12 protein-coding genes are annotated in these 14,000 nt (G+C 56.7%); 2 read left to right on the forward strand and 10 right to left on the reverse strand.

From position 1 onward, the window contains the following. Positions 1-23: 23 nt before the first annotated feature. The 3 genes from BG90_RS00525 to BG90_RS31415 all read right to left on the reverse strand — a co-directional run bounded on the left by BG90_RS00525 (position 24) and on the right by BG90_RS31415 (position 3,836). On the reverse strand, positions 24-1,793 hold the full coding sequence (locus BG90_RS00525) for a UvrD-helicase domain-containing protein (protein ID WP_124072282.1): 1,770 nt from the start codon (positions 1,791-1,793) through the stop codon (positions 24-26). Between the two features lie 58 nt (positions 1,794-1,851). Next, a protein-coding gene (locus BG90_RS00530; protein WP_085970860.1) for an IS3 family transposase occupies positions 1,852-3,062 on the reverse strand; the annotation gives its coding sequence in 2 pieces (ribosomal slippage) (positions 1,852-2,756 and positions 2,756-3,062; 1,212 coding nt in all). 78 nt (positions 3,063-3,140) lie between these two features. After that, positions 3,141-3,836, reverse strand: coding sequence for a UvrD-helicase domain-containing protein (locus BG90_RS31415; RefSeq protein WP_198259563.1), 696 nt, complete (start codon positions 3,834-3,836; stop codon positions 3,141-3,143). Positions 3,837-3,999: 163 nt separating this feature from the next. On the opposite strand from BG90_RS31415, the gene BG90_RS00545 reads away from it, so the two are divergent. Next, positions 4,000-4,338: an H-NS histone family protein gene (locus BG90_RS00545; RefSeq protein ID WP_010121254.1), complete on the forward strand. Its 339-nt coding sequence runs from the start codon at positions 4,000-4,002 to the stop codon at positions 4,336-4,338. A 1,285-nt stretch (positions 4,339-5,623) separates the two neighbouring features. On the opposite strand, the gene BG90_RS31425 is transcribed toward BG90_RS00545, so the two are convergent. The 3 genes from BG90_RS31425 to BG90_RS00555 all read right to left on the reverse strand — a co-directional run bounded on the left by BG90_RS31425 (position 5,624) and on the right by BG90_RS00555 (position 9,610). Next, positions 5,624-7,225, reverse strand: coding sequence for a DUF3987 domain-containing protein (locus BG90_RS31425; RefSeq protein ID WP_082094581.1), 1,602 nt, complete (start codon positions 7,223-7,225; stop codon positions 5,624-5,626). A gap of 159 nt (positions 7,226-7,384) precedes the next feature. After that, complete coding sequence (locus BG90_RS00550; RefSeq protein WP_010121256.1) at positions 7,385-8,155, reverse strand: hypothetical protein; 771 nt, start codon at positions 8,153-8,155, stop codon at positions 7,385-7,387. Between the two features lie 786 nt (positions 8,156-8,941). Continuing rightward, the gene (locus tag BG90_RS00555) at positions 8,942-9,610 is read right to left on the reverse strand and encodes an SOS response-associated peptidase family protein (protein ID WP_010121261.1); all 669 of its coding nucleotides are present in this window, start codon (positions 9,608-9,610) and stop codon (positions 8,942-8,944) included. A gap of 84 nt (positions 9,611-9,694) precedes the next feature. Here BG90_RS00555 and BG90_RS00560 point away from each other — a divergent pair, with 84 nt between their 5' ends. After that, the gene (locus tag BG90_RS00560) at positions 9,695-10,336 is read left to right on the forward strand and encodes a hypothetical protein (RefSeq protein WP_025990441.1); all 642 of its coding nucleotides are present in this window, start codon (positions 9,695-9,697) and stop codon (positions 10,334-10,336) included. A gap of 129 nt (positions 10,337-10,465) precedes the next feature. Here BG90_RS00560 and BG90_RS00565 read toward each other — a convergent pair whose 3' ends face one another. The 4 genes from BG90_RS00565 to BG90_RS00570 all read right to left on the reverse strand — a co-directional run bounded on the left by BG90_RS00565 (position 10,466) and on the right by BG90_RS00570 (position 13,974). After that, positions 10,466-11,560 (reverse strand): type VI immunity family protein, encoded by a 1,095-nt coding sequence (locus tag BG90_RS00565; protein WP_025990442.1) that lies wholly within the window; start codon positions 11,558-11,560, stop codon positions 10,466-10,468. A gap of 27 nt (positions 11,561-11,587) precedes the next feature. Beyond that, positions 11,588-12,322 (reverse strand): VRR-NUC domain-containing protein, encoded by a 735-nt coding sequence (locus BG90_RS31430; protein ID WP_010109969.1) that lies wholly within the window; start codon positions 12,320-12,322, stop codon positions 11,588-11,590. Continuing rightward, positions 12,319-12,879, reverse strand: coding sequence for a PAAR domain-containing protein (locus tag BG90_RS31435; protein ID WP_010121267.1), 561 nt, complete (start codon positions 12,877-12,879; stop codon positions 12,319-12,321). Before BG90_RS31435 ends, BG90_RS31430 begins: the two co-directional genes overlap by 4 nt. Before the next feature lie 195 nt (positions 12,880-13,074). Next, entirely contained in the window at positions 13,075-13,974 is a 900-nt protein-coding gene (locus BG90_RS00570; protein ID WP_081470002.1) for a hypothetical protein, read from the reverse strand. Positions 13,975-14,000: the final 26 nt, after the last annotated feature.

Below are 14,000 nucleotides of genomic sequence, written 5' to 3' on the forward strand. Positions count from 1 at the left end.
GCGACCGCCCCAACCACGCCCCGCTATCGCTTGCGCTCGTCTCGAAAATACGGCCTGTCAGTCGGAATGTACGCAGATGCACGGGGCCGCCCCTGAGCTCCGGTGGGAGCACCAATGAACCAAAAACACTGGCGAGCTGCCCGCGTAATAGCAACGTAGGCAAGCCGGAGGATCTCGTGGCGCTGGGCTGTGTCGAACGGCGTAATGTCGTTATCGGCACCCAGCCCTGCCGCGATATATGCCTGATTCTTGTACGGGGAGTCCGTCATGTGGACGCAGTCACCAATTAGAAATACCGCGTCCGCCTCCAACCCCTTCGAGCGATGGTAGGTGAGCAGCTTCAGACGCTGCTTCTTTTCAGGAAGACGCTCGTCGACTTTAATCAAGTCGGCCAGCAATTCCTTCATCGCCTCTCCGTCGTCGCCTCGCCGGAAAAGAACCATAACTGAGTCGCCCTTGGCATATCGCTCGCGGACACGCTCCGCGAGGGCCGCATCGTCTCGATCAAGCACCACCACGGGAACTGGATCCGCCGCCGCCGTGCCTGCGGATCGAGCCTTCTTGCCAGGAATCGCCGGCGCCGATCTAACGATGTGCTCGGCCGCATCGATGACGTACTGGTGGCTGCGAAAATTCTCGCTCAGCATCACCTGTGTTGTGGCAGGAGATTCGAATTCGTCCTCAAACTCGAGGAAATATTTTGGCGAGCTGCCCCGCCAGCTGTAAATCGATTGCCAGTCGTCACCCACACAAAGCAAGGAGCTATGCATAGCGTTGCGCCCAGCATGCAGCGCCGCGCCACGACGCCGAATCTCAGTCAACACGGCCCGAACCCATGACACGATCTGCGGTGAGATGTCCTGGAACTCATCGACCATCAGGTGCGACATCGTGCGCAACACCGGATCTGGCACAAGGCGCAAATTGGCTCGTGAGTGCTCTCCGAACAGCGCGAACATGCGATTGAACGTCATGATTTTCGGCTTCTGGGCATCCAGGTGGCTTTCGAATGCTGGCCAGAAAATCGCCAAAGCCTCGAAGAACAAACGGTCCGGATCAGACGACGTGAATTTCATCTGACCGACGGTCGCAGGCACGTCAAGCCCTAGGTTTTCAATGAACGACGCCGCCGAGAAAAAACACTGCAACAGGGACTCGGGCCTGATCTCCCCTGCGATTTGATACTCGAACCCCGGAGGGGCACTCGCGCCGTCGGCCAACCACTTCAGCAGACCATCCGTTGCGTTCGGTTCGGTAAGCCAGACGACAGGTACGTCACAGCAAGCACGAAAGATTGTTTGCTTGAGCCCCAGTTCCTGCCCCAGTCGATATTTGCTTCCCGGCCTGCTGAACGCCGAACCTGGAAGTTTGTCAGGCATCAATATCACGGGCATATCGAGAGCGGTGATTCTGCCGTGAACGTAAAACGTGCGCCCTTGGACCTTGATGACTTCGCGGCACTCAGTAACGCCAGCGATCGGCCATTTGCCAGCGCTTCGCCATTCGGCTTCAACTGCGTCCATCACGGCAACGTCATTCTCCGAAGCATTCTTGACCAGCCGAAGCTTTTTCTTCACCTCCTCATCATGCTCAACCGGCGGAAGGATCAACGAGCGCCTATACAGGATCTGGACGAGTGCACGAAATGCTTCGTTGTCAGCGTACAGCTTGGTGAAGGTCTCGTTCAAAAGCTCCTGTTGCAGACTGTTCAGGCGAGTTTCGAACGGCAGTCGATCTTCGTCCTCACCATCGGCGACACTATCCCGCTTCTTGACGAACTCAAATGCACTCACCTTCGCGTACCCAGGCAAGCCTCGAACTGGATTTGCCCCTGTACCTCCGGACACCGCCTCACACTTGAGTTGATGAATCGGTGCTGCGCCTGAACTCGCGTGGCGAGCGGTACTTCAGCGCGCTATGAGGGTGCTGCTCGTTGTAATGCTCGAAAGCGACGGCGAGATTGCGCGCTGCGGTTGCTGCATCTGGCTTCGGCATGAAGGCGACATAGTCACGCTTCATCGTTTTCACGAAGCTTTCCGCCATGCCGTTACTTTGCGGGCTGCACACCGGTGTGGTCAATGGTTTCAAACCAATGTCAGATGCAAAGGTCCTGGTTTTCTCCGCCGTATAACCCGAGCCGTTGTCCGTCAGCCATTCAATTTCAGCCGGGGCCTTCGGGACGTTGCCAAAGCGCTTTTCGACGGCTGCCAGCATGACGTCGCGCACCACATCGCCACTGTGGCCACCGGTTGTCGCCACCCAGCTCATCGCCTCACGGTCACAGCAATCCAAAGCGAACGTGACACGCAGCGGCTCACCGTTGTCGCAACGAAACTCGAAGCCGTCCGAGCACCAGCGCTGGTTGCTCTTCGCCACCGCGACCTTGCCATCATGTCGGCGCTGCGGGCGTGGAGGGAGCGCTTTGGGCTGTAGCAGCAGGCCGTGAACGCGCATTACCCGGTACACCCGTTTGGCATTGACGGGGGCCGCGCTCTGGTTCTCCCGCTGCCGACGTAACAGGCCCCACACACGACGGTAGCCGTAGCTCGGCAGGTCAGCGACGCTCAGCCGAATTTCTTCGACCAGACCGGCGTCGTCGGTCCTTCTGGCCGTACGCCCGTCTCGCCAGTCTGCCGGCCGTGCCAGCCTGTCCGCCACATTCGAGCGCGCTACACCGAGAACGTCACAGACCCGCTTCACTGGTCGTCCCCTGGCAATGAGGGTGAGCGCGCAATCCATTTTCGCGACTTCGCCACCTCCACCGCCTCACGAAGAATCTCGTTCTCCATGGTCTTCTTTCCGAGCAGTCGCTGAAGCTCCCTGATTTGTTTGAGTGCGTCGCTCAGCTCCGACGCCGGCACGACTTCCTCGCCGGCACTGACAGCCGACAGGCTGCCGTCCTGATATAGCTTGCGCCAGTGAAACAGCTGATTCGGATTGACGCCGTGCTGGCGTGCAACCATCGAGACCGACTTGTTCGGCTCGAAACTCTCTCGCACCATCGCCAGCTTCTCTTCCGCTGACCACCGCCGCCGGCGCTCCGGCCCCGTCAACACTTCCATCACTTCTTGCTTGTTGTTAGTCAAAAACACAGTCGTGTGCCTACCCGCTATTTTAAGTGGGAGACTGTGTCCGGTGATTCAGGGGGCCGCTCCACGAACGAAGGTCAGAATCTTTGAATGAAAGGTACAAACAACGTCTTTCGCCTCTTTGAAAGGTAAGTCGATACCCCAAAGCGCAAACGTCTCGATCAGCTTCGCAACGAAGTCCCAGCGCGACATGTTCGTAAACGTCACGACAGTAAGCGACGACAGCTCGAATCCGAGATAGTGATGCAGCAGTAGTATGCGGAGCACCAGTGTCGTCGATTTCCCGGAGCCCGCCCCCGCCACAACACAGGTCGAAGGCGTCGTACTGAAGATCATTCGCCATTGATCGTCGGTAGGCTGCTTGTACGCCGGCAGCTTCGCCTGGACATCTGCTATGACGCGTTGCCGGAGCGATTCATCGATCGGAAGGGACCAACTATCGAACAGATTGTTGTCAATACCTGGCCTTGCAAATTCATTACTACGCCGATCGACGACTTCCAAGACCTGCTTACCCTCTTCCAACCCTTCCGCATATCCGACCTTATGCCCAGCCTTCTCGCCTGCCCTCTTTCCCATCGCATAGCCAGCTACATGACCTTGCTCAAATGAAGGATCATGCAACACTCCAAGGCGCGTCAACGCTCGCGAGAGCATCGATGCAACGAGCCGCACTCGGAAAGGTTGGTGTTTGCTGGAAGCAAGCGGCACCGACGAAAAGAATTTACTCTGATCAGCTTCGGACAAGAGGACGCCTTACGTAGAAGTTCGTTGTTCACAATCACGCCTCGGTCTATTCTGACATATGCAGCAGCAATGTGACGGATTGATTTTAGCCTTTCACACAAGCAGATATTTTCTCTACAATGTCACATCACCCTTCACACACCACAACCGATAGACAATACAGATGACAACAAGCGAAAACATTGCCGCAGAAATAGCCGAGCTCGAGCAGAAGCTCAAAGAGCTGCGAAAAGCCGCCGACGAACAACTTGCCCGAGAGAAGGCAAGCATCATCGGTCAAATCAATGAACTGATAGCCAAGTACGGCGTCTCGCCCCACGAACTGGCCTTCCCCAAAACAACTAAGGGCAGCAAGGCATCGTCCTCTAAATTCCAGAAAGGAACTCCTGGTAAGCCCAAATACCGCGATCCCAAGACTGGAGCGACCTGGACGGGCAAGGGCAAGCCCCCGGCCTGGATCCGAGATGCAGCTAATCGTGACGAGTTCTTGATCCAAGGCTAATGAAACGACGAGGAGGGACGTCCCTCTTCGTTATTCGCTCCGAACCTGAGGCACTCAGAGGCACCTTCGTGCGGCTCTATTACGGGCACGCACCGATCCTTCGTTCTTCCGGTAAAATCAGTTTTCCGAAAACGAACCTAACCCTCCATGCAAGTCCGTGTCGCATACGAACACAGCCTTTCCGATGCTCCGGATGACTTCATAGCCAATGTACCGTCTCAGGTCATTGAAAACGTTCCGGCGAACATCCCGCCAGCATTGTTGCCAGAGTACCTCACTGACCTGATTCTGAAGCGCTCACCTCAGATCGGAAAGCTCCGTAATCTTCGATTACTTTGAGTCCGAAGATTGCCATGATGCGCGCAGTAGAGAATGGTATTCATTCGTCCTATCGGACATAAAGTAGATGGTAAGCTTAATTTAATAGTCAGTCTCGCGGTCAACTCGACCGCTTCGAGTAGAAGACTACGCTGCGTGTCCTTAGCGCCCACGAAGCGCGTTGGACACTTCGCTATTTCAAAGTTAGATCTCGCCCCTCCCTGGGGACTCGATAAGTTGACGCTTCACGAGCAGTCCTCGTTCCGCTTATTAAAATTAGTCGGTGACCTTCGAGGGTCACCGATAAAAAGGTAACGCTACGCTTATGCTTGACAGCATAAGCTCCGCTCTAAGTGCCTCGCTTTGCTTGCGCTCGCTCGGAGAACGGGGTTGGTTCAAACCATGAGCAACGCAATAAATTTTTATACCAAACCCGAGTTTATAAACAAATTGTTTCCGTACAAACTATCGGGCGTAAACGCCCTATCGTCCGAACGGAAGTAATTTGTGTGTTTCAGACGATTCTTCGAAAAAGATTCGAGACACTTATTCATTTCGGCGCTCGGGGCGCACGCGTCATGGCACATCCTCGTAGTAGTCGATATGGCAAGTTACAACAGTACACACGGTCAGCGGCTCTCGTACGGTCGCTCCTGTTAGACGGGCCACTGATCCGCACCCCAGAAATTTCCATCTCGCCCCGTGTCACACAACCTGCTTTTTTGCTTTGTGAGAAGCAAAAAAGCAACCTCTCATCAGAAGTCAGCGAACAGCACGGTCTCCGCAAAGCTTGCGGCGCACCGCTCCATCTGTAGCTGGCGGCCGGGGCCCCTACGCATCAAGGATCATCAGGTCACTACGTCCCCATTTTTAATGGTCACAATAATGGGCTCTCTAGACGTATACGTGCACCTGCCCGCGACCGCGCACTTATTGCCCCCTTCGTCCTTGCTGTTTTCCCGGCCGTCTACTCACGTTGAAAGCTGTAGGCGGAGTATGGCGAATCAATTACAAGCTCCACGAACTTCGTTTTTCTTTTGGAACCGGCGACAGCCTCCTCTCGAATATTAATTTTGTGCTGTTCGACGAGCAAGTCAAGCGCCATCTGAAACCGTTCCTTATCCTCTCGAAGATCGGATCTCGTACAAAAATTACGCAATTGAGACGCGGGGATTCGAATATTATCAAATCCGGTCATTGCTCTCTCTGGTACACTCCCATTATTTTTTGCCGCCAATCGCTCCCGGAACTTTATAAATACATGATTTGCCGCCTCTTTAATTGATTTTTCCGGGTTAAAGATTCGCGAAAATTCCGCCAAATACCATTCAGCCACACTGATAGCATCAGCCACCACAGACTCTGGGATTTCTACGTCCGGCATTCCCCCGACAATCGCTCCGTCAGCGCGTAGATCCGCGCTTTCAAAAAAATGAAAAAGTGCCGCCAGCCTCGCAACGTGCTCAGAATATCGATTGATGAACTCTCGTTCGTATACATACGGACCACCGTCTGCCGCACCCATTTCTTTTTTGTCGTAATCTCGAGCCCATGCTTGTTGTGCTGCTGGCGAGAAATAGAGGCGCACTCTGGACGAAGATCTCTTCTCAAGACTCTGATGCCCAAACCGTAAAAAGTCCAAAATGCGCTTATTGAATTTATCAATCCAGTCTGTGGCTCGACCAACTCCATCCGTCGTGCGTTGACCATAGAGTGTATCAGGCCGAGAGATCAGCATCCGTGGGATGAAGCCAACCCCTTTCGCCCTCTCTCCTTTTTTCGCGAGGAATCCATCGAATACCGTTGGCTGAATCATTAACGACATCGTAAAGCGCGGATCTTTCACCCAAAATGACTCTCGGTCGGTGCGACCGACAACGTCGATACTCTGTCCGTCCCATAGTCTATCGAGACGCGCCATATCGGATTCATTCCGCGCATTTAGAAAATCCGCCGCCTCGTTTGAAATAAGTCCTGCGGCGGGCCAGTTCTCACATAGACTACGTTCAAGCTCTCGCATTGGAATGCTCGAATACAGAACTCGCTGTAGTTTCGGTTCAGTAATGGAAGATGAAAGGCTGCGCAATTCCCCAAGCTGGAGCTCGATCCGCTCCAGCGTTTCGACGGCTTCTCTGTCGCTCGGATTGTGGCTGACTTTCGTCAGAAGACGTGTGTAGGCTCTCTCTAACGCAATCTCTTTGATTCGAAATGACTTGCGTTCATTTCGATAATTCTCAACGAGATCCTTATACTCCTCCCTCTTGCCGAAATCGTATTCCTCTATGGTGGACATCACGACCCTGTCGGCGCGAGTTTTTCGCGATCCCGTGTCGACGACAGCCAGCATGAATAACGAACAGGGAGACAATTCCCCAAAGCCCCGGTCGACCATAATTAAATCCTGGCATGCGACTGACACCGCGCAGAGAGTCGCCTGCACGGCAATCGGGACCGCCAGCTTATCGTTTTGGCAAATCTGGAGAACTGCACCGCGTATAGTTTCCGGCAAAGATTGCCACGGGAAATCCGTCGCCGGCTCATACTCGGGAAAGGGTAACCGTTGATTCATTGATTGACTGTTCGGAGATCGAGGCGATATAGACGCCGCCTTTCCTTCGGTCCATACTGAAAGAATTAGAAAGGAAGAAGCGTCAAGTTCGGGGAAACGCTAGAAACAAACGATGCGACAATACCATTGCGACCCAAGTGAAAAACGGCACAGGCAACATCATCCGTCGGTCTTCTTTCTTTTCATCATGCGGTCGACCGAATCGAGCGGCCACGCGAGCGAGCGATTGTCCTGCTTCTCGGGAGCAACTCCACGGTAGTGGCCGTCTTCCGAGTGCCGTTTGTAGATCGTCTGCGGCTGAACCCCCAATGCTAAAGCGAGCTCTTCTGTCGTCAAATGCTGACGAAGTGGATTGATCGCGACCTGGGGGGTATTATCGCCGGACACAATAGGGACGACGGCAATTGAGCCACGGCGCGCCGCCTTAATAGCACGACGATCAATCTCGTTAAGCTTCTCCAGAATCAGCTCAAGCGGCTGGGCCGTCTTCACGGCATATAGAGCCACCTCGAACGGCACATGACCGCTCGGGTAGCCAACCATATCTTTGAATACGTCGATCCACTGGAAGCGATGGTGGACAGCAAACCGCTCTTTGAGCTCGTCCTCGACGCACCAGTCGATGAACTCGATGGGTTTCATTCCGATCTCGGAATCGCGTCCGCGATCTTCGCACCAGTCTTTCCATTGCTTCAGGATTGTTCGAGCTTCGTGATACTGGCCGATCCCGAAGCCAACAATCTCGGTGCCATCCAGGCTGACACCACCACTTTTCGGAAGCTCGGCACTGTCACCTTGCGGCTGAATGCCGGATAGCAGCAACGCACCCATCACCGGCGTCCAATTCGCCATATCGAGATAGCCGCGCAGTGTCTCGTGTAGCTTCGCGCTGAATTCGATGATTTCCTGTGGCGTCTTCTGGTGCGTCACCCTTCACCCCGCTCCGTTATAGCACTGCCGGCCGATCTGGCTTGCAGAAGCGTCGTATCGTGCCACATCTGAAGCGGAACGGACGCACGATGGCTGCCCTGCCCCCCTAAGCTTACTGCGTTGCCATCAGGAGGCGCTTCTGAACTGGATTGAACGCGATCTGCGTTGACCGCGAACACCTACACGACGCCTACACGAAATTATTGAGGAGCGGGCATAGGTTTCGAAACGCAAGCTAACCCATTGATTTTACTGGCCCGCCCTACACGATTCGAACGTGTGACCTACGGCTTAGAAGAACGGCAGTTTGAAAATTGGCACAAACGGAAGTGCAGCGAAATCAAAGACTTGCAGCGATTGCCACATCTAAGCCGCCGCCCTTCCAGTGCCTATTTCTGCCTTTTCGCGACAATTCTCGTCAAGATTTTGTCAAGTTAGCAATGCCGGATCTCGGCTGCCCGGTTGCTGCGCAGCGCAACGTTTCCACGCTTTCAACACGGCGACGGCCGCGAAGCCTTCGCGCGAGCACGGCGTCGGCGCGCGTGCGGCGCTGCCGCGCAGGTCGTCGGTCGATCGCGACGGTGCGCTGGCACTGGCTGCTGCCCGCGCTCGGCGTCGCGGCGGGCGTGACGAATCTCGGCTTCGTCTGGAACATAAGCACCAACTACAGTCGAGCTTGATTGCGGCCAGCCTCAACCGTGGTTAAGATCGACGAAGAATGCGCAGCCCGCGTTTTCGAAGATGGCCGATTCCATATCGATACAGGCTTCGGTGTATCTCGCGACGCTACTTTGGCGCTGCAATCATTCCATCGACCGGGTAGAGCTGCAACATAGCGCGCGCAGCCTCAACGTTCGACGTCGACAGCCACTCCTCCCAATCGTCCGGCCGAAGTATGACGACCGACCGCTTTTCGTCGCCCGGCTTATGCATGCGCGACATGATGCGATGGCCCTCAGCATTGACCGTGATCATCGCCATCGCGTGCGCCCCTCCTCCATCCTCGCTCTTCAACGTGCGCCAGATTCCCGCGACGCAGTATGGCCGCCAATCAGTCAGCCCGATTCGGTGCCAGACGTTTCGGCCGGTCTCGTAGCACGGTTCGTAGATCCATTGCGCCGGAATCAGGCAGCGGCGACCTGCTCGCCACGCCGGCCCGTATAGCGGCGATCGCCCAAGATTGTCATCGCGCACGTTCATCGTGCTACGCATGATCGGTGGCGCCTTCCCCTCGGCCTTCGCTTTCTCGATGTTCGCTTTCTGCAACGCGCGCGGCCAGTAACCAAACCCCGCGAGGAACGCCTCGACGTGCCCGTCGATCATCGCAACCGTAGGCGCAAGATAGTCCGGGTAGATCTCAGGCTCCCACGGCGTTCTCTTCCATAGGTCAATCAGGCCAAGCCGTAACTCGCTGATGCCCGGATCTTCGTCGGGGGCGCGATAGCTGGTGCACACGGCGGCATCTCTTTTCGGGGGATGGATCACTTCATCATAGTCCAAGATATACTGTATAAAATTACAGGTTTCCCGTATTACGAAATGATCCTGCCACCGTTCAATCCGCCCAAGCTACCCGAGATGACCGAGTGGTGGACGCGCTGCACATATGCTGACGTCCAGCGTCTGATTCTCGAAGTTCAGCACCAGCGCCTCACTTTGTGGGAGCTCCGCAGCTGCATCGCCGATGCGTCGCGCCGAGCGCGCGCGATCGACCCATCGTTGCTTGAGTATGGCGCACCGCTACGGAGGCTCGGCTTCATCGTCGACAAGGAAATTGGTCGTGCCGCCCCATTCGCTCGCATGCAGGAACCGGTCGCGCCGTTTTCCGACGAGTGGCGTGCAAGGCAAGAAATCAGGTCAAAGCGCTGGGAGTCTCCGGACGACACGCCACCAGGCGCATCTCCGAAATGGATCCCAGAGTTTCAGCGGGTAACGTGGGAAGAACTGCGCGAGAAATGGCGTTTCGAGGAAGGCAAGAAGGTCGGCCGGCACACGTTCGAGCAACGCATGGCGCTCGAAATCGCGTATTTGCGAAGCCACATTGTTGGAAAGTCGCGAAAGCTCGTCGATGCAGCCCGGGTTGAAGCAGAGAAAAGCGGTGTGGAGTTGTTCGCGCTAGACCAGCTGAAACGCATTCTCGAGGTCGAGCGCGACGAAGAGGCGTTCTGCCGTATCACGTAGCGAGGACGAAACGACGAACGAGCCGGGTCTACTCGATGAGACGCGAAGACTAGGCTTGACTTCTGCGAACACTACCTCGGCTACCATGCCGCCCGCCGGACAGTGGTGGCGCCGCGAGCCGCCGACACGTCAAACTGGACCGGCCACTATGGGGTAGGGAATCGATCCTTTGGGCAAGCGCGGTGTTTTGAGGACCGCAGCCTTCGCGCTCAGCAATTCGTCGTCGCCTACCTCGAAGCGGCGCAGCCACGCTGCAGTTGATTCGCGCGTGTTGTAGACCGGCGCGCCCGCGTTGACTGTGCCGCGCTGAAGAATGTCCATGCTTTCCGCTCGCACGCGCCGCAGCGCCTTGTCGAGGACGACGTAGGCCGGCGGCAAGAACGGGGGTTGCTCCTCGCGATCGGAGAGCCCCGACTCGGGCAACACGCCCGCACGAATGATAACGCCGGCCCCGTAGTCGCCGATGGCGAACCAACTCGGAGGCAGCTCCGACATCAGCGCGCGGATGCCACCGACAGCGTCCAACATGGGTTTGTCGATAGCCGTCAGCCAATTGACGGTCTTAATTTTGCCCTTCAGGTCACGGGCCGAGGTAGATCCAGGGTCGCCGACATCGAGCCCCGGCATAATTTGCGCGATCCAGTATTCTGTCGCTTCGTTCTCATGAGGGGTGGTCGGGGAAAGGTTGACAGCAAAGCCCGCCTGCCCTTGGACGGCACCTAAGCGGCGCGCAGCGTCAAAGAACAGCTTGGCGAAGGCATCGGGGTTCTCTTGGACAGCGACGACCGGCCACGAGAATGCTAGGGAGTTGAGACCGCGGTTGCCCATCTTCTCTTGCCATTGGCGCTGGCCCACGACCTCGAACCTCCAAAAACTCGCGTCCGAAGCTTGCTCCCCGCCGACATAGCAGAAGTCGAAGCGGTCCTCAGGACCGAGCTTGCTGGCGGCGGCACGCAAAGGCTTCGCGCGCGCGAACGGCTGTGCGGCCTTCCCGTTACTCCATAGGAACGTCAACTTGCATTCCGGTGCAGCACAGTAGTCGTCGAAACAGTCGGCAATCGCCTCGCGGATGGCGGGATCGAAAGCGCGCTCGAAATAAAGCGACGCGCGCACGACTACGGCCGCTCCGATTCCGCCGGTTGCATAGCGAGGTTCCAAAAGACCATTGGGCACCAGCGCTTTGCCCTGATTGGCCTTCGCCCATTCGAGAAAATTCTGATCCATGTTCACGTCGATGCCACGAAAGCCCAATTATGGAACGACAATGGGGGGCGGTGGCAACGGCAAGCCACCCATGCCAGGCGAGGTAACAGGACCGCGGTTCAGTAGTTGGCGCAGGGAACGCCCTAGCTCGGAGAGCGCCTCAGAAACCGCCCGGAGTGGGCTTTCGTTGGCGTCGTCGTCGGAGCAGTCACAGTCGCCGGGGCCCATGGTCGCAACCTTATCGGGCGAGCCGGCGATGCGCGCGTAGTCGTCCTCTTGCTCACGATCCCTTTCTTGAGGCGGGAATTTGATCTCCACCACGCTCTTGATGTTGTCCTGAGTTGGCGGCAGAGATCCGTCCTTGACAATCACCACGTCGGGGCGCCGAACTGCACCGGCACCGGCGGGATAGGCGTCTTTTCCACCAGGCCAATACTTTTGAATCCAGCCTGGCAGATAGGGATGCGGCTCCAAAGGAGACGCCGAGCGCATGATCGGTGACGGAGGGATCTGCGTCATGTCGTAGTTGACTTCCGACTTGTACGGGCTCTTCCATCCCATCGACCGATCCAGGTCGCGCAGGTTGCGCGAAACGCATTGCTGCTTGAGGCTTTGGCCCGATGCGCCAGTGTCTGGCTCGCGACTACACACACAAACGGCCTTGCAGATCACCTTCTTATCGACCGGGTCAGGTGTCGCGGGCCGAAGATGCACGGGCGTCGTTTCGCCCTTCGGCGACATGCCACCTTGACCGGAGTTGGCTCCGTAGGCGCGACCACTCATATAACGCCGCCTTCACCGGGTCCCTGAGTCGACTCGGCCGAAAATTTCAGCGACCCAGCAGAGTTTGCCTCATGCCACTGCGTGTAGCCCTCGGCATCAGTTTGGCCGGAAATTGTCCGTCCGTCCGCTGTTTGCAGCACGTAGGGATGGTTTGCGATCGGCTTTCCAGTCGTCTCGTCAAATACCTGGAAGCGCCCGCGATATAGGCCGTCTGGTCCCTGTGGTGCCGACTGGGGGACAATGCTCTTCCCGCCGCCGATCGAATGGCCGCCGGCGGCCCCCGATGTCGGGGCAACCGTGGCGACGCCTTGCGACGCGATAAGCGTCGCGCCGCAGGCGGTCTTGTCTCCGTCCGTAGCGATTGGCCTGTCGCCAAACGTCATGTTTAGCTCGCGCTTTACGCTGACGATCGGGTAAATTCCGCCACAGCGGGGACACGTCACCATGTCGCCAAGCAACGCAATTGCCCTTCCATGAACCGTGTTGGCGGCATTACAGCCGACCACGCGACCACCATGCGTGGTCGTGTCTCCCTCGCAAATAAACGCAAACCCCATGCCGAAGTCTCCACAAGGAAATTTGCGGAGGAATGTAGCACGCGGGCAATTGTGGGAGCCACCCTGTCAGATCTGACAGGAATGCAGATCTGTTACCTCATGGACACCGTATATTTGGTCCGCTCACAGCATCAAAGCGGCACACACAGAATTTAGGTGTGGAGCCCCGGTCGCTCGACCGGGGCAACGAAAGCATTATTTTTTGACCGGCTCGATACCCCAGCACTGCGCGGATCGCCCCTCCTCCGGGATAGCCTCGCGGTTGTACTTGCACTTGTTAATCGTATCGAGCGCAATCTTGTAGCGCTCAACCAGCGGATCGACGATGCTTGCGATCTGAGCGTCTTGCGCCACCTTATCCGGCGTATTGCAATCGGCGCCCATGTGCGTGGCATCCGACTGCAACGTACCGCCAACCGTCTGAAACCGAAAGACGTTGCTGTTCGCCGCCGCATTAATAGCTTCATAGAGCGCTTTCGACGCGGTCGGATACGTCGTCAAAACAGCGCGCCCGGCTGCATCAACAGAACTGACAACCTTGTCAGGAGCGCACGACGTGATCGCAAGGGAGGCGAACACCACCCGCCCTTTCAGATACTCTCGTTCCACGTAGATCAGCAGTTCGTCTTTGAACCGATTCACCATCTCCGACTTCTCGCTCGAATCGATATAACCCGTCATGTCGTCGAACTGGAAGTTGACGAGCACCCATTCGCTGATGTTCGTTTTCGAGTTATAGACTTCGTCGATTGCCGGGCCGATTCCGTTGTTCTCGGACATGACGAGTTGATGCAACGTCGTTCCGTTGATAATGCCGGGATACACTCCGACATCCGCGCCGCGGGCCTTGAAGGCATCTTGAAGCGCGGCAATTGTGGCATCCCCGTCCGCCGAGGTGCTCGGGCTCGATGGGCTGCTCAAAGCGCTGGCAGCCGCGGCCATTGTCCGCGCTCGCGACCCCGATACCAGTGGTGCGCCCGAGTACGTGAGCCTAATCGCCGGGCCAGACGAGTCGCCACCACTATCATCGCCTCCGCCACATGCGGAAATGTGGAGGCAGAGCGGAAGCGCCATGTAGGCGAAAATTCTTTTCATATTTGGTCTCAGGTTCATAGATGTTG

Source organism: Burkholderia oklahomensis C6786 (assembly GCF_000959365.1).
GTDB classification, from domain to species: Bacteria; Pseudomonadota; Gammaproteobacteria; order Burkholderiales; family Burkholderiaceae; genus Burkholderia; species Burkholderia oklahomensis.

Bases quoted from the DNA above. Each gene is read 5' to 3' on its own strand.
- BG90_RS00545 (WP_010121254.1), top strand. From the start codon at position 4,000: ATGACAACAAGCGAAAACATTGCCGCAGAAATAGCCGAGCTCGAGCAG.
- BG90_RS31425 (WP_082094581.1), bottom strand. From the start codon at position 7,225: ATGAATCAACGGTTACCCTTTCCCGAGTATGAGCCGGCGACGGATTTC.
- BG90_RS00560 (WP_025990441.1), top strand. From the start codon at position 9,695: ATGATCCTGCCACCGTTCAATCCGCCCAAGCTACCCGAGATGACCGAG.
- BG90_RS00565 (WP_025990442.1), bottom strand. From the start codon at position 11,560: ATGGATCAGAATTTTCTCGAATGGGCGAAGGCCAATCAGGGCAAAGCG.
- BG90_RS31430 (WP_010109969.1), bottom strand. From the start codon at position 12,322: ATGAGTGGTCGCGCCTACGGAGCCAACTCCGGTCAAGGTGGCATGTCG.
- BG90_RS31435 (WP_010121267.1), bottom strand. From the start codon at position 12,879: ATGGGGTTTGCGTTTATTTGCGAGGGAGACACGACCACGCATGGTGGT.
- BG90_RS00570 (WP_081470002.1), bottom strand. From the start codon at position 13,974: ATGAAAAGAATTTTCGCCTACATGGCGCTTCCGCTCTGCCTCCACATT.